This window comes from uncultured Thiocystis sp. (assembly GCF_903866365.1).
Lineage (GTDB): Bacteria > Pseudomonadota > Gammaproteobacteria > Chromatiales > Chromatiaceae > Chromatium.
This window is the reverse complement of sequence record NZ_CAIPNF010000291.1, coordinates 1-21,133: the sequence shown is the minus strand read 5'-3', so window position 1 is coordinate 21,133 and position 21,133 is coordinate 1. Positions and strand designations below refer to the sequence as shown.

The window sequence follows — 21,133 nt, the reverse complement described above, 5'->3', positions numbered from 1 at the left end:
CATGATAGCTGTTAGTTTATCGGCCTTCAGCGATGACATCTTACAACAACCCTGGAAATTTGAACCTGGTGCGCGCCTGAGTTTGTTCTACGACGACAATGTTCGACTAAGTGTGGATGATCCAGAGGCTTCACTTGGCGGGCTGGCTGAGATCTACGGACTTTTAGCCTGGCGAACCGAGAAAAGTAGCCTGGGTCTAAGAGCGGCGATTGATGGAAGTTATTACGACGATATCAGCGAGCTTAACACAACGGATGGCTCACTCGATTTCACCTATGACTATCGTATGAGCCGAGTTAAATTTGGGCTGGTGACTAGACTTCGCTACGATTCCACGCTGACAAGTGAAGATGAGGCGGATACGACCGGCGTGGTGCAAGCTAATAAGCGCCGTACAAGTCTTGAAATCGGACCATCGATAGGATATGACCTCACGGAGCGGGCAAGGATAAATGCTGAGTACACATTTTTGGATGTCTCCTACGAGGATGCAGAGGCCATTTCTCTCTCGAATTTCCAAAACTCACGACTTGGTTTCAACACAGAGTACGATCTGAGCGAGCGTAGTCGGTTGCTTGGTCGATTGAGTTATGAGCAATATGAATCGGATGAAGTCAGTCAAAGCTCAGAAAGCTTCGGAGTCGAAGCCGGTTTCAGATTTCAATTCTCCGAACGCACAACGTTGAGCGCGCTTGGTGGTGCTCGTTTTGCTAGTATAAAAAGTGACGGAACAGGGCAAAGCGGATCTGACGATGAGAATAGTAGCGGTCCCCTACTCGAGGTCGGTCTCGACCGAATTTACGAACGAGGGACATTAAGGTTGTCACTGGAACGATCTTTGCTGCCAAGCGGACGGGGCTCCCTGTTAGATACGACGATAGCGTCGGTCATCGTCTCCAGTCCACTCACGGAAAGACTTACCTCAAGCCTGACTGCGCGAGGGATTCGCAACAGAAATCCTGGAGATGAAGTCAATGCCAATGACCGAGATTATCTTATCCTGTCTCCAGCGTTGCGATGGAGGTTAAATGAGTCCTCCTGGCTTGATTTAAGTTATCGATATCGCTGGCAGGATCGCGAGGTCTTGGATGGGATTGCTGATTCGAACTCAGTCTATTTCGGCTACGGATATGATTGGGGACGCAGATAATCCAAACTGCCTTCCCAGAATGACACTCTTCCCTTGCATCCCTCGATCATGAGTCGTATGTACTGGCAACAGTTTAGAATATAAAATAAATGGTGCATGTAATGGACGAGCAATCAAAGTCCCGCAGTGAAATACTTGAGATGCTTAAGCGGCGCAAGTGGTATTTTTTTATTCCTTTTTTTTTATTATTGGTCTTGAGCGTCGGATTTACATACTCCCTGCCTCCTGTTTATCGATCAACAGGCAAAATACTCATTGAGCAACAGGAAATTCCAAGTGATCTAGTTAGCTCGACCATCACGAGTTACGCGGACAATCGCATCTCTCTGGTGCAGCAACGTGTAATGACTGGGTCAAATCTGATCCAGATTATGGATAAGCATAAACTTTTCGAGCAAGAACGCCGAGAGCAAGGGGGGGACTCTGCGGCGCTAGAACTTATGAAAAGCGCTGTCAACATGGAGCTTGTAAGTTCGAAAATCGTCGACTCTCGAACTGGCCGATCAGCAGATGTAACGATCGCTTTTACTGTTTCATTCGATGCCGAGTCCCCTCAGGTCGCTCAGTCTGTTGCTTCTGACCTTGTCGCCTTTTACCTTGAGGAGAATCAGAAGATCCGTCAGAAAGTTACTCAAGACGCAAAACTTTTTGTTCAGCAAGAAGCGACAAGATTAGCTGATGAGATTGGAAGTCTTGAGGAAAAATTGGCTGCATTTAAAGCGAATTCAGGAGATAGTCTACCCGAGATGATGGATTTCAACCAAGAGTCTTTGCAAAAAACTAGAGAAAGACTTCGTGAAGTTGAGCAATCGATCATTTCATTGACGGAAAGTTCCATTCTTCTGCAAGGAGAACTGGCGAGAACGGATCCCTACAGCAAACAAATATCTGCGGACGGGGAACGTGTCTTGACAGCAAGTCAACAGTTGGCCGCACTAGAGTCAAAATACCTTGCTCTTTCATCGCGGTACTCCGCAGAGCACCCTGACGTAAAAAAATTAGACAGGGAAATTCGAGCCCTTCAACTGGATGTTCGCCGTTCGAATAGCTCAGGCGAAGATGGCAGAACAATAGGATCAGCCTTGGTCAAAGATGCGGACAATCCAATCTATATACAGATTCGTACGAGACTTACGGCGAATGAGGCAGAGCTTGACTCACGAAAGAAATCGCGAACTGAGTTAATCGAACAAATTGCCATGTATGAAAGAAGAATAGCTGCATCCCCATCGATTGAACGTGAATATCTCGCAATAACCCGGGATTATGAGTCTGCCTTAGCAAGATATCGTGATGTTAAAATAAAATTGAGTGAGGCAAAACTAGCCGAAGCGGTGGAAACCGAAAGTAAAGGAGAACGATTTACGCTGATTGATGCGCCTGTCGTTTCGAGTGAGCCATTCAAGCCGAATCGGCCTTCAATGATATTTCTAGGAATGGTTTTAGCTTTTGGTGCAGGAATCGGAAATATGACCCTACGAGAAGCACTTGATAAAGGGATCTATGGAAGTCGTCGATTGGAGGGGCTTACAGGTGCTGCTCCACTCGCGGTAATCCCTTTTATTGAGACGGTTGCTGATCGTGAGCGGTATCGCAGGAAGCGCAATCAATTGATTGTCGGTTTGGTTGGCACCGCGATTATAGTAATGTTAATTATACATACATTTCTATTTTCCCTGTGGTAGCCTGATAAATATTTCATCCGCTTCATAATTAGGGTTTATTCATGGACCGTTTAAAGAAAGCACTAGAAAAAGCGCGTGAAGAACGTTCATCGCTTGGACGTTATAGCTCGATGAGTCAATCTGGAACCTTTTCAGAACCGAATTTCGGTTCTATCAATACACCAATAGAGTATAAAAACATTGAAGTCGAGGTCGCGCGGCTTGAAGCTCACCGCATACTCCTTGGAGGTGGTATAGCTGCCAATGTGGAAGGCGCTTTTAAAATGTTGCGCACTCAGGTTCTGAAAATAATGAAGGCTAACGGTTGGTCAACCTTGCTTGTGACTAGTCCTACTCCGGGCAATGGTAAGACGGTAACTGCAATTAATTTGGCAATCACTCTTGCAAGGCATGCGCAACAGTCTGTGTTATTGGTTGATTTGGATCTGCGACATCCCTCGATTCGGACATGCTTCCTTGATGACCCTATTCCAGGAATTAGTGATTTCTTGTTAGGTGATGTGCCAATAACGGATATTATCTTCAGTCCTAATATTGAAGGTCTTTTGGTTCTTCCAGGTCGTGAAGCTTTTTCGCATTCATCAGAAGCGCTGTTGCTTCCAAAAATGCAGAGTTTAATAAGCGATATCAGGAGTCGGTATTCAGATGGAATCATTATTATAGATATGCCGCCTGTGCTTTCAGTAGACGATGTTGTTGCGGTTTCGCAATATTGGGACGCTGCCCTCCTTGTGATTGAGGAAGGTCGAACAACAGCAGAAGATGTTCGTAGAATGTATGAGATGCTAAAGGATAAAGCGATACTCGGTACGGTACTCACGAAGTCCGATCATGGGGCAATGATTTATGACTATCATTAGCTTTACAATGATTTTGAGTCTAAGAATATAATTTTATGGAATTGTCGTCTGCGCAGTGGCTACAAATGAATATAGCAGCGGTCATCGCTGTTTTAGCTTTCTTACTTGTTTATTTTGTGCCTACCAAGTGGGTGGTTATAACCCTGATATTAATAATACCATTTCAGATTATAGGTTCAAGGTACGGTTCGCTGACAATTTATTTGATTTATCTAATAGCGTTTGTATGGGTTTTGCGCACTCAGTTTCGGGAATTACCGTTCCTAGGATATGTAGGATTTATATTTTTTTCCTATGCGCTCGCACTTAGCCAAGTACCATCAGTAACATTACAAGACCATTTGCTATATCTTTTCCTGGTAGGCTCAGACTTTTTGGTTTTTTATATTGTTTACAATTATTTCCGTCAAAACAGGGATGTTAAACATTTTCTATATCTGTTTCTGATTTTGAATGGCTTAGTTTTACTTTATAGTGTCGCGCAGATCGTTGTGGGGCTTGATGAGAGTTCTCCATTCGTTGGCGGCGAGATAGGATTGCGACCCGCCCGGGAAGATGGACGTCTCAGTGGCCCGTTTAAAACTGTTGGCTTAACCGCCGAGTATATGGTGATCGGGGTATTTATAACGGGATACGCTCTTTGGATGCTGAAATTGAGTCAGGTTATTAGGCTCTTGTTGATTTTTATGATCATGGGTAATTTCTCCATGATGATCGCAACTGGTAACAGAGGGGGTATATTTACCTTAGTTGCAGGATGTTTATTGTTTCTTTTTTTGTTTAGGAAGGAGATGGGGGCTCGTGGCGTTCTTTTAAGTCTTGTTGGAGCAGGGATCGCCTTTGCTGTTTCGTCAATTGTTGTCATTAATTATACTGATTTCAATAAATTGTTTGATCGGTTGGCGGAAACTGAAATCGAGGAAGGTATCCCAGATACGAGAAGTAAAACATGGCCGCAGACCTTGGAGCACATATCGAGCAAACCGATCCTTGGTCACGGGCCACAATTAAAATTTTCGGATAATACCTACATGAGACCTGGTGCACCACAGCCTGTTTTGTGGCCGCACAATCTATATCTGTTCCTCCTCTATACGCTTGGCATTATTGGCTTTATCGCGTACCTTGCTTTTTTGATGCGCATAACTTGGAGTTTTTACGATGGGAGTCGAACTCCAAGAGAGACTCTTGTTGAGGACGGCTTTGCCAGACTTGCGATCATCGTGATGGCCTTATTTCTAATCGACCAGATTAAGGTCGAGTTTCTGAGGTCGGAATCGACTGAGTATCAACATTTCATATTTATGATTTGGGGGGCTCTCACCGCATTGACGAATAAAGAGATTAGAGATACCGGAAATTCATCTAATGGCGTTATCAGGCGGACAACCCATAAGGGTTAATTATTTATGAAGTCAACCTTTTGGACATGATTAAGCAGGACATGATGCTCCAGCAGTTGCCAATTAAGGCTCTATTTATTGTACCTTCTCTACGTCGTGCCGGAGCGGAGACTCAGGTCGTTAATCTTGTTAACCGACTTGATGCCAACCAAATTGAAAAACACTTGCTAGTCTTTGAAAAAGAAATAGATCAATTAGATCGGCTAGATCAAGATTGTGTACGATTTCATCATGTCTTACGCACTAGGAGATGGTTTGATTGGAATCTCATCTTAATGATATCGCATGTCATCAATGTTGAAAAAATCGATGTTATACATTGTAGTTCGCCGTTTACTGCTTTCTGGGGCTGGCTAGCGAGCAAGTATTCAGTTAACAAGCCCCCAGTCATTGCTGCAATACACACAACTATCAGTCGAGGCTTGAAAGAGGAATTACAAAACAGGTTTATTTATCAATGGATACTACGACGATGTGATGCAATAGTTTTTGTATGTATGCGGCAAAGGGAATATTGGCTAAAAAAATATCATTTTTTAGAGGGCAATTCTGAGGTAATTTATAATGGTATCGATACGGATCATTTTGAGCCTATTGCATTTATTGATGAAGGGAGATTATTTAGAAAAATTCATGAGATACCTTATGATGCTACTGTACTCACATGCATAGCCGGCTTTAGACCAGAAAAAGGTCAGAAAATTCTTGTCGATGCCTATGCAATGATTGATCGAAAAGATACCTTTGTTGTGTTCGCTGGAGATGGGCAAACTAGACAAGCAATCCAGGATCAGGTAACTGCATATGGCATCGGAGATCGTGTATGTTTTATCGGTGAAGTTGCTGATGTGCGGCCTGTATTGGCCAGCACTAATTTATTGATATTGCCTTCTACTGCTGTAGAGACTTTTTCAATGGCTATGCTTGAAGCGCTTTCTATGGAAATTCCTGTCTTGGCATCAGATATAGGAGGGATGTCTGAGGCAGTTATCGAAGGCTCGACTGGAAGTTTATTCCAGCCTGGAAATACTGAAAATCTGGCTTGTAAAATAAATTCTCTCACGTCTGACCTATGTTCATTACAATTGATGGGAAAAAATGGACGAAAACTCGTACTCAGTCAGTTTCGTGAGGATCAAATGGTTTCAGAGATGGCTGCTTTACTAAGACGAATTGTCTATACTAAGTCCCTGACTATTCCTCGTATTGATGCAACATAAAGGGTTTTAAGTTATTCGCCTAGTCTTCCTCTGGCCCTATATTAATTCATTAAAAATTGTTTTTATCGTAGAGTTCGATTTCAATGCGACGATTTACCCATGCGCCTATTTTGTTTTCTTGATTAGGTGCAACTTTCATTTCACTTTTACCCCGACCCTCGTATTCCACTTGTTCAATAGGAATACCGCTGTTAACCAAGTAATCCGCAACGACTTTTGCACGCCTATCCGATAACGACTGGTTCAGCGAAATGCTTCCTGAACTATCTGTGTGAGAAATAACTTTGAGATGAATTTCGCGAGATTTCTTTAGGATGCCTGCGATCTGAGAAAGCACTCTTTGAGCCTCAGGCGGCAGCGCGGCACTTCCGTCTTTGAATTGAACAAGGCTGCCGAGGTTGGCGGTTAAATGCTTCGGAGAAAGTTTCTCGATCGATACAGTTAACTGACTCAATTGGTTTTCAAGAGTGACTATCGGTAATATTGCTTGTTTGTCATTGTCAGCTATCTGAATTTGAGAGATTATGCCCTGATTCTCAGTTGAGGAATTCTGTGGTGTGTTTTGCTCGGAATATTTTAGGAAATTAGGACTATCCGTAACTTGCTCTTTGGTTTCCAATTGATTCTGGGTGTTATCGTTATCGATGCTAACCACAAAATCGTCTGTCGATGATTCTTTTTGAGATGAGCTAATTTTTAGTTGCCCTTGCCCTTGCCCTTGCCCTTGCCCATTCTCTAATTGCGATGATGACAGTGTCCCAAGTGCATGTGATTGTTGATTCATTAACGTGGATGGTGATTTCAAAGGCTCTTGACTGATCTCGTCGGTCGTAGAATAAACTGCTTCGGTGCTTGGATTGCTAATCGATTCTGTGGCACTCGTGGGCTCTGTTGAGTTTTTAATGTTTACCTTTAGTAAATTTGAAATCCTCTCTCTAATACTGTCGCTAATCGGTGAGTCGCCTAGCCAGATTGATGCGATTCCGAGGGATATTAGCAGAACAAGTACACTCATGACAGGCAGCATTCGATTGGGCGATTTGCTGTCTTTCTTCTGAATGCGTTGAGCTGCTAAAGGTAATTTCTTGTAAGGCGCTGTGTGAGAACCGTTTATCTCTTGCTGTTTCAGTTTCGCACCTATGCTGTTCTGTTTCTGATCCGAAGCTGCGGTGTTGGCATGAAAGACAGATCGCGATTGAGGTTCTCCTGCTATATAAAATGGCGTTCTAGTTGGCGGAATAGGGTTTGTTATAGTGCTACCGAGGCTTTTGGGGGCTTGTGTCAGAGGATGTGGTGCTATCCCAAAGTTTAATGGCGAGAGCGTTTCACCTTGGTTTAATTTTGGCGCAATATCAGATGAATTAGTTGTCGTGTTTTGGCCGCTGGCAGTATTGTTGGAAATAGCTGACGTAATCGTGATTTCGTTTGACTTGATTGCATTTATCGCGTTTGCGGCTGTGTTGCCGATTGAAGGCTTATGTGTTTCAGGTTTTTGCCGAACAATTCTTTCGCTGTCGATCGAGATGATGAGATTCGGCATATGAGTCCGGATTAGCTCATCAATTGATTCACTTGTAATAAATCTCTCGCCTGCTCCGTATGCGTATACGAGGGCTGTATCGCAAATGAGGTTAATAACCCTTGGTATACCTTTACTGTAGTGATGAATTGCTTCGCAAGCATCCTGACTAAAAATCTCGTGAGTCCCACCGGCGATTATTATGCGGTGGCGGATATAGTTTTCCGTTTCCTTTAGTCCAATCCGTCCGAGATGGTATGAGGAAGCTACTCTCTGAGCGAATTGTTCGAGATCGGGATGATGAAGTAGGTCGCGTAATTGCGGTTGTCCTAAGAGCATCAACTGCAATACAAGATCTTTGTCAGAATTGATATTCGATAGTAAGCGAAGTTCCTCAAGCGTCTCGATACCGAGGTTTTGAGCTTCGTCCACGATTAAAAGAACGCGTTGCCCTTTTGCGTATTTGTCGATAATAAAGTCTACAAATGCCCGGTATTTTTCGAGCTTTGTTGCATTTCCCATCTGAATGTCGAGGGCCATGCAAACCCAATCCATTAGGTCGCCAAGCGATTGATGCGTGTTTGAAATCAACCCCACGGTGTAGCTCGTGTCAAGCTTTGTTAACAAGTAGCGCATCAACGTGGTTTTACCTGAACCGATTTCTCCGGTGAGAATCATGAAGCCGGCTTGGTTTAATAATCCGTACTCGAGTAATGTCAACGCCTGTTGATGCTGATCGCTCATAAACAAAAAACTTGGATCAGGTAGAAGCGAGAAAGGTTTTTCGCGAAGGTTAAAAAAAGATTCGTACATTTTATAATCCTTCTTGCATTAAAGTTGCATTATCTGACGGATAAAGGAGGGTTAATTTTGTATAATTTCTGCGTGACTGGGAATTTACTGGTTATGTAATATCCATAAGAGTTTGGGATTCGATTTGGCAGTCTGTCTCCGGTAAATGTCGACCCTCGCGCACTTTTGAGCCTGTCTTGAATATTATCATGGGTCTGCTTGAACTTGAGCGTGAAATCCAGAAAAAGCCAGTGTCGGATATGCTGTCATGGTTTATAACGCAGGATAGCAGTGCAGGTAAAATCATGTTCTGCTTTACCTGAGGAATAGACATCGTGTCTGAGGGACTACAACTGAAATGAATATTTATTTAGGCAACACAAAAACCCTAACCAATCGAGCAACCCGCCAAGTTAAGCGTTTGATTGGGAGGGTATTGCTTGGCGCACCCATAAAGCGAATCGTAACCTCGAATCACATTTGGATCGCGGCATTTCATCGCGTGGACAATCTTGATTTCCCCGATCAACTAACCTGTGGAACCGAGGAGTTCGCTGATTATTGTGAATTTTTTGCACGTACATTTCGAGTTGTTCCGCTCTCCCAACAACTAGATGAGGTCGGTCGCAAGTCATCTGGCGGGACGCTCTCGATTACTTTTGATGATGGCTACCGCGATAATTTTGAACATGCTGCCCCAATCCTTGAGCGTTACGGGCTTCCAGCAACCTTTTTCGTTGCTACTGGATTTATCGGAACCAAGGATGTTGCCTGGTGGGATCGATCCATGCCAAAAGCTCCCGGGTGGATGGATTGGGATCAGGTTCGATCCCTGCACGCCCGTGGCTTTGAGATTGGCTGCCACACCGTCACGCACGCAGACCTTGGAAAAATTTCTTCGGCATCTGCGCTTGATGAAATAACTCAGTCTCGTCAGCGGCTACAAAACGAACTCGGGATAGACATCAACCTCTTCGCTTATCCTTACGGAGGTCGGAACAATCTGAGCAGTGAGAATCGATCAATAGTTAAAGAGGCAGGCTTTCGTTGCTGTCTTTCCTGTCATGGCGGCGTAAATTCAATACAATCCGACCCTTTCCATCTTCGGCGTATTCCGGTGAACTCCTATCGTGGCGAGACGGCGGATGACATCGCTTATCACTTTATTTGGAATCTTGCACGACAGAACTCGCTTTGATCATGATTTGAGCTTTCTCGGGAGTGCGGATTGTTTGTGATCCTGGATGCGGTTTAGAGGCGGTTGAACCGCTTCAGGAACTCTTTAACAATGCCTAGGAATGCTTCCGGGGTCTCTTCCTGTGGGAGATGTCCGCATTCGGGGATCAGCGCAAGCGTAGCGTCTGGTAATTCCGCAGCCAGGCGCTGACTTTCCTCGGGCTTGACCGCCCGATCGTGCGCGCCGGTCACCACGAGGGCGGGGACGGCCAATGCCGGCAGACGCGCCTCCAGCCCCAGATGCCGTGTGGTCAGAAACAGCTCGAAGAACGCCTGGTCCCAGGGGCCGATCATGAAATCGGCCTTGCAGGCGGCGAGTTCCGCGTCCGTCAACCGCTCCTGCCGATACCAGAATTTACGCAGCGCCTTGTCATAGAGTTTCGCGATCATGAACTTCATCAGACGCGAAAACACCGGCCGGGCGGCTTTCATGACGGCCAGCATGGGTCCAGGCACCTCGCTGGTCGCGTAGCCGCTGTAAATCATGGCGCCGACTAGCACTAGCCCCTGGACCTTCGCGGGATGGCGCAGCGCGGTCAGGAGTGCGATGGTGCCGCCGGTGGAGTTCCCGATCAGGATCGCGCGCGCGAATCCCAGTTGTCCGATTAGCGCGGCCACCAGATCGCTCTGCGCCTCCGCGCTGTAACGTGCGCCGCTACCGTCTTGCGGGAGCGGGCGCGAGGTCAGGCCGAAAACCGGGCGGTCGAACGCGACCACCGTCGCCTGCTCGGACAGCGATTCCATGACCCGTCTCCAGGAGCGCAGACTCAGAAAACTGCCATGCAGCAGCAGGATCAGCGTCGGACCGCTTCCGGCGCGTTTGTAATGGACCCGGAACCCATTGCAGACCAGAAACTGGCTGTCGGCATTGGCAAGTCGATTCTGTAAGGCGGTGAATGTATCCATGGGAAGCGGAATGCCTGCGGTCGATTCAGTGACAACCAAGATACTCAAACTTTCCATCGCATGCCACAGAACCGGTTAACCACGTCCGGCAGCCTCGCCCAAACCAACAAGCGCCGGAGTCGGCGCGATTCAATAATGAGGCGGTGGTGGTTCCGCCCGCGCGGTCTCCGCGTGCGGGTCGGGCAGGGCGGCGATCCGCGTGCGCAGCTGCGTCATCTCCTGTTGGAGCCGGGAAAGTTCACCCTGCTGACGGGTGACGACGAGATTGAGTTGCTTGATGTCGTCGTCCTGATAGGTCAGACGCATCTGCAGATCGGCGATGGCCACCAGGATGGAACGCACGGAATCGGTTGCCTCGGGCATCTTCGGCGACATCAGAGAAAAAAAAGAATCGTGACGTAATGACTGATGCTGCCGGCAAGCACGAACAGGTGCCAGATGCCATGACACCAGGGGTAGCGGTTGTCCAGGACATAAAAGACGATGCCGACGGTGTAGAAAAGTCCGCCCGCCAGCAGCCACCAGAATCCGCCGGGGGGGAGTGCGGCGATCAGCGGGTCCAGGGCGAACAGCACCAGCCAGCCCATGCCGAGATAGATGAAGAGCGCAAGGATCCGCGGACCCTTGCGGGGCAGCGAATCCAGGACGATGCCGAGCAGCGCCAGACTCCAGACAGCGCCGAACATCCACCAGCCCGTGGCGCCTTGCAGGGCCAGCAGGGTGAACGGGGTATAGGTGCCGGCGATCAGCAAATAGATGGCGTGGTGGTCGAGCGTTTGGAAAACCTGTTTCGCGCGCCCGCGCAGGCTGTGGTAGAGGGTCGAAAAGAGATAAAGCAGGAACATCGTGACCCCATAGATACTGAAGCTGACGATGCGCAGGGCACCACCTTCCGCACCTGCAAGGGTCACCAGGACGGTTGCGCCGATCAGGGCGAGGACGGCGCCGACAAGATGCGAAATGCTGTTGAAGCGTTCGCCAGCGTACATGGCGGTTTACCTCGCGGCGGTCTTTTGTCCGTTCAGGAACCAGTCCCGCACTCGATTGGCGTCGCCCAATGGGGTCAGTTTTCCCGCGCCGTCGAGCAGGACGATATAGAGCCGCCGGTCGGCGATACGGGTCTGCATGACGAGACAGCGCCCGGCTTCGTTGATGAAGCCGGTCTTGCTGATTTCCACGTTCCAGTCGGGGTTGCGGACCAGCGAATTGGTATTGCGGTACAGCAGCGCCCGCCCGTCGGCGAAGGGATGCAGCGTCATTTCGCCGGTGGAGGTGGTCTTGCGAATAAAGGGATAGGTGGCGGCCGCCCGGACCATCTTGACCAGGTCCTCCGCGGAGGAGCGATTCTGTCCGTTGAGTCCGCTGGAGTCGGCGAAATAGGTGTCGTACATCCCGAGCGACTTGGCCTTGCGGTTCATGGCGCTGACGAAGGCGGGCGTGCCGCCGCGGAAGGTGGTGCGTCCGAGGGCGTGGGCGGCGCGATTGTCGGAGGACATCAGAGCCGCCATCAGGAGTTCGCCGCGCGTCAGGTTGGCCTTGCCGATCATGAGTCGCGAACTGCTGTTGCGCAAACGGTCGCGGTCGTCCTCGACGATGCCGATCCGGGTACTCAGCGGGACGCCGGCGTCCAGCACCACCATGGCCGTCATCAATTTCGTGACGGAGGCGATGGGTTTGATCTGCTGCGCGTTTTTGGCGTAGATACGGTTGCCGCGCTCGTCGACCACCAGTGCGCTGGCGGACTGAAGATGAAGTCCGGGGGGATTCCGATGGGACAGGTCGTCCTGGCGGTATAGCTCGCGCGCCATGGACAGGATTTCTGACGGATCGCGATCGTCGATGCTGGTTCGATCGCGTGACTCGGGTGAAGAGTAGGTCCGCGAGACGATCTCGGGTTCGCTGCGCTCGGGCGCGGCGCAGGCGCCGCCGCTCAGAACCAATGGACCCAGGAAGATTGCCGTCAGGAGTATTCGACCCAAGCCGCCCGGCCAGTCTCCATCAAGGGCTTGGGGCAGGGATCGCAACACGCGCAACCTGGACATGACGGCGGCCTCTCTTCTCTTGGGGTCGATGAAAATATTCGCCGATTATCGCATAGCCCCACGGATGTGCGCGTCCTGGGTTTTGCTCGTGCTTGCTCAATTGCTGGCCGATTGTCCATCTCCCGATACAATCGACGGGTCTGCCGCACTCCGAGGTTCGCTCCATGTCCGCTCCCCCCTGGAAAAACTGGCCGAATCGCTGGCGCGATCTGCGTCAGGCGCTGGTCGATCCGCGCGTGGACGACGCACGTCTCGGGCCTGCGCTCGACGCCGCGCGCGCGCGTCATCCGCTGCCGGTGATCTGGCTGATCGGCAAGACCCAATCCGGCAAAACCTCGATCGTCCGCGCGCTCACGGGCAGCGAGCAGGCCGAGATCGGCAACGGCTTTCAGCCCTGTACCCCGACCCTGCGTCTCTATGACTTCCCGGCCGAGGCGCCGGTGGTGCGCTTTCTCGACACCCGCGGGCTGGGCGAGGTCGCCTACGATCCGGCGGAGGATCTCCGTTTCAGCGAGTCCCAGGCGCATCTGCTCTTAGGGGTGATGAAGGCGTTCGACAGCCATCAGGAGGCGGTCCTCGCGGTGCTGCGCGCGGTGCGCCGGCGGCATCCCGAATGGCCGCTGATCGTCGCCCAGACCGGGCTGCATGAAGCCTATCCCTTCGAGGCCGGCCACCCGTTGCCCTATCCCTTCGCGCGTGTGCCCTGGCCGGCGTCGGTTCCGCTCGATCTCGCCCGTGCCCTGCGGATTCAGCGGGATCTGGCGGGTAAACTGCCGGGCGCGGCGCCGGTGTCCTGGGTGCCGGTGGATCTGACCTTGCCGGAAGATGGCTACGATCCCCCGGACTATGGACTGGAGGCGCTGTGGCAGGCGATCGAGACGGTCTCGACGCTGCGTCTGCGGGCGCTCCTGCTCGGCGACGCCGCGGTTCGCGATGTCTATGCGCGGGCGGCGCATCCGCACATCGTCGGCTATGCGTTGACGGCGGCCGGGATCGGCGCCTTGCCGCTGGTCGATCTGGTGGGCGTGCCGGCGATCCAGGCCAAACTGCTGCACAGTCTGGCGGCCCTTTATGAACAGACCTGGGATCGCCGGGCGATCGCCGAATTCCTGGGGCTGCTGGGGACCGGCATCGGGGTTGCCTATGGCGCGCGGATCGCGGGGCGGGCGCTGGTCAAGCTTGTGCCCGGTATCGGACAGACGGTCGGCGCGCTCTGGGGGGCGAGCGCCAGCGGGGCGACCACCTATGCGCTGGGCAAGGCGGCCGGTTTCTATTTCGATCATCGCAATCGGGGTCTGGCGACCGAGGCGCGGGCATTGCGTCAAGTCTTCGCCGAGCAGATGTCGCGAGGTTCGGAGATTTTACGGGACAGCATCCGCGCGGGACGAACATGAACGCACTTTTCAAGCGGATCGATCGCTGGTGGCTGGCGGCCCTGTTGTTGTGGACGGTGCCCTTCCTGGCGCTGTTGCCGCTCGGGATGCTCTGGTTACGGCAGGAAGGCGTGCTGCTGGTCTGGCTCACCGCCCTGGTGGTCTTCAGCGCGGCGGGCTATGGCATGCAGTTCTGGTTGAGACGACGCGAGCAGTCATGCCCGACGGCGGATCAGACCCAGCCCAACCCGGACTGGCCCCCGGACGCGGAGGCGGCCTGGGCGCTGGTCGAGGCGTTCGCCGGGAGCATCGAACCGGACGACTGGCCGCTAGGCGACGGTCAGCAATTGGGGTTGCTCGCCCAGCGGACCCTGGAGAAGGTCGCTGGCCATTTCCACCCCGACGTGGACCGCCCACTGCTGGAACTGACCCTGCCGCATACACTGCTGATCGTCGAGCGGGCCAGCCGCGATCTGCGCGACAGCATCACCGAAAACATCCCCTACAGTCATCGCCTCTCAGTCGGCGCGCTTGTCCGCGCCTATCGCTGGAAGCCCTTCGCGGAGCGGCTGCTCGGACTCTATCGCGCCGGACAATGGGTCATGAATCCGGCACATGCCGTGCTGAACGAGGCATGGGCGCATCTGCGCGGGCGCGGCTATGCGATGGCGCAACAAGACCTCGCGCGCTGGCTGTTGCGGGAAGCGGTGCGCAAGGTCGGACGCTACGCCATCGACATTTACAGCGGAAGCCTGTTGCTGACCGACGAGGATCCGCTGAGCCGGGCGACCGACGGCTCGGTCAAGGATCTGGCCGTCGCCGCCGAGAGCGAGAGCGAGAATGCCTCGGGACCGGTGGGCGAGCCGCTGCGGATTCTGGTGCTGGGCCGCGCCAATGCCGGCAAGTCGAGCCTCGTCAACGCGCTCTTCGGACAACTGCGCGCGGCGACCGATCTGGTGCCCGACACCACGCGGGCGCTGACGCCCTACCGTCTGGAGCGCGAAGGGCTGGAGATCGCCCTGATCCTCGACGCGCCGGGCGTGGAACGGCTCGCCTACAAGCGTCTGCACGAGGCGGCGAACGCGGCCGACCTGATTCTCTGGGTCAGCGCCGCGCATCGTCCCGACCGGCAGTCCGAGCGCCAGACCCTGGACGCGCTGCGCACGGCGCAATCCGCGCGGGTCGGTCGCCGTCCGCCGCCGCTGCTGGTGGCGGTCACCCATATCGACCGTCTGCGCCCCCTGCGCGAATGGCAGCCGCCCTATGACCTCACCGAGACGCGCAACCTGAAGGCGATGAGCATCCAGGCCGCGGTGACCGCGCTCGCGACCGATCTGGAAGTGCCGATCGCCAGCGTGATCCCGGTCTGTCTGGCCGAGGGACGGGTTTACAACGTCGAGGATACGCTCTGGGCCGCGCTGCTCGGCCAGTTGGACCGCGCGCGACGCGCGCGGCTGCTGCGCTGTCAGGACGAATGCCGCCGCAAGGAAAACTGGATGCTGCTGCGCCGCCAGCTCGCCAATGCGGGGCGGTTTCTGCTGGCTCTGCCAGGGCGGTGATCGGGGCAAGGGGCAAGGGGCAAGGGGCAAGCTCCATTTTCGCGATACCGCTTTGCTGTGTCACGAGAAAACGGGAAATCCTCCGAGCGTTTGGCTGCCCAACCGCTTAACCGCCCGACGCATCGACGACCCCTGCCTGAAGCCGTTCGTGGTGAGGCCATCGAACCACGAACGGCTTCGCGAATGGTTTCAGGTTCACAAAGAACGGCTTCAGGTTCAAATCCTTCCACCCTTCCACCCTTCCCCCTTCCCCCTTCCCCCTTCCGTGATGAAGCTCACTCCACTCAAACTGAATCCCCGAACCATGGAAAGTGGCATGGATATATCATAGTGCGCTCGCGATGCAGGCAACACTCTCGCTCCGTTCAGGACGACCCTACCGAGAAGGCTCAGAGACCATGCGCACCAATCTGCCCGTCACCGATACCGAACACCTGATGCGGGACGATCAACTGATCGTCTCCAGCACCGACCTGAAGGGTCGAATCACCCATTTCAATCGCGATTTCCTGGAGATCAGCGGTTTCGGCGAGGAGGAGCTGCTTGGCGCGCCGCACAACCTGATCCGCCATCCCGACATGCCGGCGGCCGCCTTCGAGGATCTCTGGAAGACCGTGCAAGCCGGTCGTCCCTGGACCGGGCTGGTCAAGAATCGCTGCAAGAATGGCGATTTCTACTGGGTCGAGGCCAATATCTCGCCGGTGCGTGAAAATGGCTCCATGACCGGCTATATCTCGGTGCGGCGCAAACCGACGCGCGAGCAGATCGCGGCGGCGGAGATCATCTACGAGCGCCTGCGGGCAGGCAAGCCGGCGCATCCCTGGTTGTCCAGGGTCGCGAGTCGTTTTAACGATATCCGTATTACTCGGGCGTTGCCGAGCGGTCTCGTCCTGATTTCGCTGCTGTTCATCCTGGCGGCGGGGTTTTCGCTACTCGGTCTGCGTCAGGCGAGCGATCAGGTGCGGCGGATCTCGGAGCAGACCCAGGTGCTGGAGGAGGCCTACAACGATATGTATGGCCACGGTCTCCAGATGGCCGCCGCCATGCGCTATCTCCTGATCGAACCCACGGATAAACAGGCACGCGACAACGTCGACAAATCGGGGGGCGTCTTCGCCAAGGCGCTGGAGGCGGCACGGCGCGTCTCGTCCGGCGACGTCGCGGCTCTCAAGACGCTGGAGGCGATCGCCGCGGACCGGCAGCGTCATATCGAATCCCAGAAACACGTCCTCGCGCGCCTGGACGCCGGAGATCTGGCGAGCGCCAAGCAGGTCTACAACACCGAGGACAATATCATCTGGCGCCAATATCGCCTCCTCATCATGGATGGCCTCAAACAGGTCCGGCAGGAGGCGCAAAGCGAGCGGGACGCCTTCATGGCGTCAGCCGCCCAGAATGAGCGCGCGGCGATCGGATTCTCGCTGCTGGCCCTCATGGTCAGCGGACTGCTCGGTTTCTGGCTGGTGCGCAAGATCGCACGCCCGCTGAAGATCACGCAGGGTCATCTGGAAACCATTTCCAACGGCGATTACTCCACTCACATCGAGGCCATTCATCAGGACGAACTGGGCGAGATGCTGCTGGCCGTCAAGTCGGTTCAGGCTCGGCTGGACTACGACATCCAGGAAACCCGGCGAATCGCGCGGGAGAATCTGCGCATCCGTTCCGGACTCGACCATGTGACGATTCCGGTCTCGGTCTCGAACGATCGCAATGCACTGGTCTATCTCAACCAAGCCGCTCGTTCGCTGTGGGAAGGTATGGCGCCTCAGATTGCGCACCGCCGGCCTGGCTTCGAGGTCGCGCGACTCTTCGGGAGCAATCTTGCCGACTATTTCGAGGACGCGGAAACACAGGCGACCTATCGCAGCGAATTATCCCGTTCCTGTGACATCGATACCTCGGTGGGCGGTCGGCAACTGCGTGTCACCGCCAGCCCGGTGCTCGACCGCGAGGGAATCTATCAGGGCCGGGTTACCCAATGGCTCGATCGCACGACCGAAGTGGCCGTGGAGCGCGAAATCGCCGCCATTGTCGCTGCCGCCGCCAATGGCGACTTCACGCAGCGGATTGCGCTCGCGGGCAAAGACGGCTTCTTCCTGCCGCTGGCCGAGGGCCTGAACCGCCTGATGGAGATCGTCGCGGGCGGGCTGGCTGATGTCGCGCGCGTGCTCAACGCCATCGCCCAGGGCGACCTCACCCAGACGATCGACGCGGACTACGCCGGTACCTTCGGGCAACTCAAGGACGATGCCAACACCACGGTGGATCACTTGCGCGAGGTCATCGGACGCATCCTGGATGCCTCCGAATCGATCGGCAGCGCCGCTAGCGAGATTGCCGCCGGCAACGCCGACCTCTCGGGGCGCACCGAGGAACAGGCCGCCAGCCTGGAAGAGACCGCCAGTTCGATGGAGCAGCTCAACGCCACGGTCCGGCAGAACGCCCAGAACGCCAATCAGGCCAATCAACTCGCCCAGAACGCCAACGCGGTGGCCATACGGGGCGGGGAGATGGTGCAACGGGTCGTGGGCACCATGGGCGCGATCCAGGAATCCAGCAAGCAGATCGCCGACATCATCAGCGTGATCGACGGCATCGCTTTCCAGACCAACATCCTCGCGCTCAACGCCGCCGTCGAGGCGGCGCGCGCCGGCGAGCAGGGGCGTGGTTTTGCCGTGGTCGCCGCCGAGGTGCGCAATCTAGCCGGACGCAGCGCCCAGGCCGCCAAGGAGATCAAGGGGCTGATCACCGACTCGGTCGCCAAGGTCGAAAACGGCGCGCAACTCGCTGGTCAGGCCGGCGGCACCATGGACGAGATCGTCAGCGGTTTCCGGCAGGTTGTCACCCTGGTCGACGAGATCACCCACGCCTCGCGCGAGCAGAGCACCGGCATCGAGCAGGTGACCCAGGCGGTCGCCCAGATGGACGAGGTCACGCAGCAGAACGCCGCGCTGGTGGAAGAGGCGGCGGCGGCCGCCGAGAGCCTGGAGGATCAGACCCGCGTGCTCTCTCAGGCGGTGGCGATGTTCAAGTTAGCCGGGCAATACGCGCCGCCGCCGGCCGCGCGCGCGGCCAAACCCGCCAAGCATACGGCTTCCCGGGGCGCGCTTCTGGAGACCTCGGTCAAAACGCGCCACGCGACACGCAAGCCTGTCGCCGCCATGGCCGACGACGAGGATCAGTGGGAGGCGTTCTGAGGCGAATCCTTGCCCGACAAGCCGAGAACGCCTGTCGATTGATGCTTTGTGCCAAGAGCACGTACTGAAAACCATGGAGTATTGGTTGAATGACAATGCGAACGAAATTAATCCTGTTCTTTTTGCTGACAGTCATGCTCTTGATGCTGCTGGCTTTGGTTGGAATGAACAATATTCAGCGGATGTCGGCGGTGAGTTTGACTGGATTTCAGTCCGTCAAGGCTGAAAACGAATTGATGATCTCAATCGAAAACGCCCACGCGCATTTCAAGATACAGGTCCAGGAATGGAAGAATATTCTGATCAGGGGGAATGATCAGAAGAGCTTCGAAAAATACCTTTCCCAGTTCAATCAAGAAAACCAAGTCGTTCAGACGTATTTGGACACCGCAATTCGACTCATGCGCAAACTTGGCTTGAGCACCGATGACGCGGAGTTGCTCAAACAAAATCATCTCGACTTGAGTGTGAAATACAGCGAGGCATTGAAGCAATTCGACGCGCAGGATCCCAATGCCGGTAAGTTGGTCGACAAGCTGGTCAAGGGTATTGATCGTCCAGCATCGGAGGGCATGGAAAAACTGGTGGGAGTGATTGAAGCCCGCTTCTCACAGCGCATTACGGACGAGACGGAAAGCATCGGGGCGATTGCCGAGGAAGCCCGCTTTCAATTCCTGATCTTTGTGGTCTTTGGACTCTCGGTCTCTTCTCTGCTTTCATTCTTCGTTCTGCGCGACCTGCTGCGTCAGCTTGGCGGAGAGCCATCCTATGCGGCGCACATCGCGCACCAGATCGCGAATGATCAACTTGATCTGGAGATCAAGGAGTCGGTCAGCGCGAAGGGCAGCGTGCTGGCGGCAATGAAGACCATGCAACAGGCGCTCAAGACACGTCTCGAAATTGATCGCGCGACAGCAGCGGAGAATCTGCGGGTGCGGATCGCGCTCGATTGCGTGGATAACAATATCCGGATTGCCGGAGCCGATGGCAAGGTGGTCTTTGCCAATCGCTCGCTGCTGGCGGCCTTGAAAAAGAATGAGGCGGGGATCGCGCGTCAGATCCCTGGTTTTTCCGTGGATGGTTTTATCGGCAGTAATATCGGGGCTTTTTACAGTGATCCTCAAGCGGCGCTGCAACGTCTTGCCGCGATTAAGGACACCACGAGAACACGTTTGGTCATCGATGATCGCGACTATGACATCATCACCAATCCAGTCATCGATGACGATGGCCAGCGGCTTGGGACCGTTGGCGAGTGGGCGGATCGCACCGAGGAACTCGCCGCGCAGAAAGAACTCAATGCCGTCGTCGATGCCGCGGTTGCCGGCGATTTCGCGCGGCGGCTCAGCCTCCATGACAAACAAGGCTTCTTCCTCGACGTTGCCGAGAAGATGAATGCGCTGCTGGAGATTGTCTCCAGTGGATTGGCGGATGTCGGGCGCGTGTTGAATGCGATCTCGCGTGGGGATCTGACCGAGCGGATCGAAAGTGACTATGCGGGCGTCTTTGGACGGTTGAAGGATGACACCAATGCGACGGTCGCGCGCCTGCATGAGGTCATCGGGAGCATCCTGGACGCCTCCGAGGCGATCGGCAGCGCCGCCAGCGAGATTGCCGCCGGCAACGCCGACCTCTCGGGGCGCACCGAGGAGCAGGCGGCCAGCCTGGAAGAAACCGCCAGTTCCATGGAGCAGCTCAACGCCACGGTCCGGCAGAACGCCCAGAACGCCAATCAGGCTAACCAACTGGCGCAGAACGCCAACGCGGTCGCCATACGGGGCGGCGAGATGGTGCACCAGGTCGTGGGCACCATGGGCGCGATCCAGGACTCCAGCAAGAAGATCGCCGACATCATCAGCGTGATCGACGGCATCGCCTTTCAGACCAACATCCTCGCGCTCAACGCCGCGGTCGAAGCGGCGCGCGCCGGCGAGCAGGGGCGTGGTTTTGCCGTGGTCGCCGCCGAGGTGCGCAATCTGGCCGGACGCAGCGCCCAGGCCGCCAAGGAGATCAAGGGGCTGATCACCGACTCGGTCGCCAAGGTCGAAAACGGCGCGCAACTGGCTGGTCAGGCCGGCGGCACCATGGACGAGATCGTCAGCGGTTTCCGGCAGGTCGTCACCCTGGTCGACGAGATCACCCACGCCTCGCGCGAGCAAAGTACCGGCATCGAGCAGGTGACCCAGGC

16 protein-coding genes are annotated in these 21,133 nt (G+C 54.2%); 11 read left to right on the top strand and 5 right to left on the bottom strand.

Annotated elements, in window-relative coordinates; translation table 11 throughout:
- The first annotated feature begins 1 nt into the window (after position 1).
- The 5 genes from QZY07_RS16475 (at position 2) to QZY07_RS16455 (ending at position 6,318) form a co-directional block, all read left to right on the top strand.
- Positions 2–1,150: a hypothetical protein gene (locus QZY07_RS16475; protein WP_295405081.1), complete on the top strand. Its 1,149-nt coding sequence runs from the start codon at positions 2–4 to the stop codon at positions 1,148–1,150.
- Between the two features lie 101 nt (positions 1,151–1,251).
- On the top strand, positions 1,252–2,835 hold the full coding sequence (locus QZY07_RS16470) for a lipopolysaccharide biosynthesis protein (protein WP_295405077.1): 1,584 nt from the start codon (positions 1,252–1,254) through the stop codon (positions 2,833–2,835).
- 41 nt (positions 2,836–2,876) lie between these two features.
- A complete protein-coding gene (locus tag QZY07_RS16465) occupies positions 2,877–3,695 on the top strand; it encodes a CpsD/CapB family tyrosine-protein kinase (RefSeq protein WP_295405074.1) in 819 nt (272 codons plus the stop codon).
- Positions 3,696–3,730: 35 nt separating this feature from the next.
- Positions 3,731–5,098 (top strand): O-antigen ligase family protein, encoded by a 1,368-nt coding sequence (locus QZY07_RS16460; RefSeq protein WP_295405071.1) that lies wholly within the window; start codon positions 3,731–3,733, stop codon positions 5,096–5,098.
- Between the two features lie 41 nt (positions 5,099–5,139).
- Positions 5,140–6,318, top strand: a complete 1,179-nt coding sequence (locus tag QZY07_RS16455; protein ID WP_295405069.1) for a glycosyltransferase family 4 protein — start codon at positions 5,140–5,142, stop codon at positions 6,316–6,318.
- Between the two features lie 49 nt (positions 6,319–6,367).
- Here the strand turns inward: QZY07_RS16455 and QZY07_RS16450 are convergent, their stop codons facing one another.
- Entirely contained in the window at positions 6,368–8,650 is a 2,283-nt protein-coding gene (locus tag QZY07_RS16450) for an AAA family ATPase (RefSeq protein ID WP_295405066.1), read from the bottom strand.
- 337 nt (positions 8,651–8,987) lie between these two features.
- On the opposite strand from QZY07_RS16450, the gene QZY07_RS16445 reads away from it, so the two are divergent.
- On the top strand, positions 8,988–9,827 hold the full coding sequence (locus QZY07_RS16445) for a polysaccharide deacetylase family protein (RefSeq protein WP_295405063.1): 840 nt from the start codon (positions 8,988–8,990) through the stop codon (positions 9,825–9,827).
- 53 nt (positions 9,828–9,880) lie between these two features.
- Here QZY07_RS16445 and QZY07_RS16440 read toward each other — a convergent pair whose 3' ends face one another.
- From QZY07_RS16440 to QZY07_RS16425, 4 genes are all read right to left on the bottom strand, one after another.
- Complete coding sequence (locus QZY07_RS16440; RefSeq protein ID WP_295405061.1) at positions 9,881–10,771, bottom strand: alpha/beta hydrolase; 891 nt, start codon at positions 10,769–10,771, stop codon at positions 9,881–9,883.
- Between the two features lie 129 nt (positions 10,772–10,900).
- Positions 10,901–11,134, bottom strand: coding sequence for a SlyX family protein (locus tag QZY07_RS16435; RefSeq protein WP_295405058.1), 234 nt, complete (start codon positions 11,132–11,134; stop codon positions 10,901–10,903).
- Positions 11,135–11,145: 11 nt separating this feature from the next.
- Entirely contained in the window at positions 11,146–11,760 is a 615-nt protein-coding gene (locus QZY07_RS16430; protein ID WP_295405055.1) for a hemolysin III family protein, read from the bottom strand.
- A 6-nt stretch (positions 11,761–11,766) separates the two neighbouring features.
- On the bottom strand, positions 11,767–12,813 hold the full coding sequence (locus tag QZY07_RS16425; RefSeq protein ID WP_295405053.1) for a serine hydrolase: 1,047 nt from the start codon (positions 12,811–12,813) through the stop codon (positions 11,767–11,769).
- A gap of 164 nt (positions 12,814–12,977) precedes the next feature.
- On the opposite strand from QZY07_RS16425, the gene QZY07_RS16420 reads away from it, so the two are divergent.
- The 5 genes from QZY07_RS16420 to QZY07_RS16400 all read left to right on the top strand — a co-directional run.
- On the top strand, positions 12,978–14,207 hold the full coding sequence (locus QZY07_RS16420; protein ID WP_295405050.1) for a GTPase: 1,230 nt from the start codon (positions 12,978–12,980) through the stop codon (positions 14,205–14,207).
- Positions 14,204–15,745 carry a GTPase domain-containing protein gene (locus QZY07_RS16415; protein WP_295405047.1) on the top strand — a complete coding sequence of 514 codons (1,542 nt, stop codon included), beginning with the start codon at positions 14,204–14,206 and terminating at the stop codon, positions 15,743–15,745. The genes QZY07_RS16420 and QZY07_RS16415 overlap by 4 nt, the downstream gene beginning before the upstream one ends.
- 398 nt (positions 15,746–16,143) lie before the next feature.
- Positions 16,144–18,945, top strand: a complete 2,802-nt coding sequence (locus QZY07_RS16410; protein WP_295405046.1) for a methyl-accepting chemotaxis protein — start codon at positions 16,144–16,146, stop codon at positions 18,943–18,945.
- Positions 18,946–19,030: 85 nt separating this feature from the next.
- Positions 19,031–19,171, top strand: a complete 141-nt coding sequence (locus QZY07_RS16405; protein ID WP_295405043.1) for a hypothetical protein — start codon at positions 19,031–19,033, stop codon at positions 19,169–19,171.
- A 175-nt stretch (positions 19,172–19,346) separates the two neighbouring features.
- On the top strand, positions 19,347–21,133 hold a 1,787-nt coding region (locus tag QZY07_RS16400), incomplete at its 3' end, for a methyl-accepting chemotaxis protein (RefSeq protein ID WP_295405040.1).

Coding starts and splice junctions, on each gene's coding strand:
- QZY07_RS16475 (WP_295405081.1), top strand. CDS start 2: ATGATAGCTGTTAGTTTATCGGCCTTCAGCGATGACATCTTACAACAA.
- QZY07_RS16470 (WP_295405077.1), top strand. CDS start 1,252: ATGGACGAGCAATCAAAGTCCCGCAGTGAAATACTTGAGATGCTTAAG.
- QZY07_RS16465 (WP_295405074.1), top strand. CDS start 2,877: ATGGACCGTTTAAAGAAAGCACTAGAAAAAGCGCGTGAAGAACGTTCA.
- QZY07_RS16460 (WP_295405071.1), top strand. CDS start 3,731: ATGGAATTGTCGTCTGCGCAGTGGCTACAAATGAATATAGCAGCGGTC.
- QZY07_RS16455 (WP_295405069.1), top strand. CDS start 5,140: ATGATGCTCCAGCAGTTGCCAATTAAGGCTCTATTTATTGTACCTTCT.
- QZY07_RS16450 (WP_295405066.1), bottom strand. CDS start 8,650: ATGTACGAATCTTTTTTTAACCTTCGCGAAAAACCTTTCTCGCTTCTA.
- QZY07_RS16445 (WP_295405063.1), top strand. CDS start 8,988: ATGAATATTTATTTAGGCAACACAAAAACCCTAACCAATCGAGCAACC.
- QZY07_RS16440 (WP_295405061.1), bottom strand. CDS start 10,771: ATGGATACATTCACCGCCTTACAGAATCGACTTGCCAATGCCGACAGC.
- QZY07_RS16435 (WP_295405058.1), bottom strand. CDS start 11,134: ATGCCCGAGGCAACCGATTCCGTGCGTTCCATCCTGGTGGCCATCGCC.
- QZY07_RS16430 (WP_295405055.1), bottom strand. CDS start 11,760: ATGTACGCTGGCGAACGCTTCAACAGCATTTCGCATCTTGTCGGCGCC.
- QZY07_RS16425 (WP_295405053.1), bottom strand. CDS start 12,813: ATGTCCAGGTTGCGCGTGTTGCGATCCCTGCCCCAAGCCCTTGATGGA.
- QZY07_RS16420 (WP_295405050.1), top strand. CDS start 12,978: ATGTCCGCTCCCCCCTGGAAAAACTGGCCGAATCGCTGGCGCGATCTG.
- QZY07_RS16415 (WP_295405047.1), top strand. CDS start 14,204: ATGAACGCACTTTTCAAGCGGATCGATCGCTGGTGGCTGGCGGCCCTG.
- QZY07_RS16410 (WP_295405046.1), top strand. CDS start 16,144: ATGCGCACCAATCTGCCCGTCACCGATACCGAACACCTGATGCGGGAC.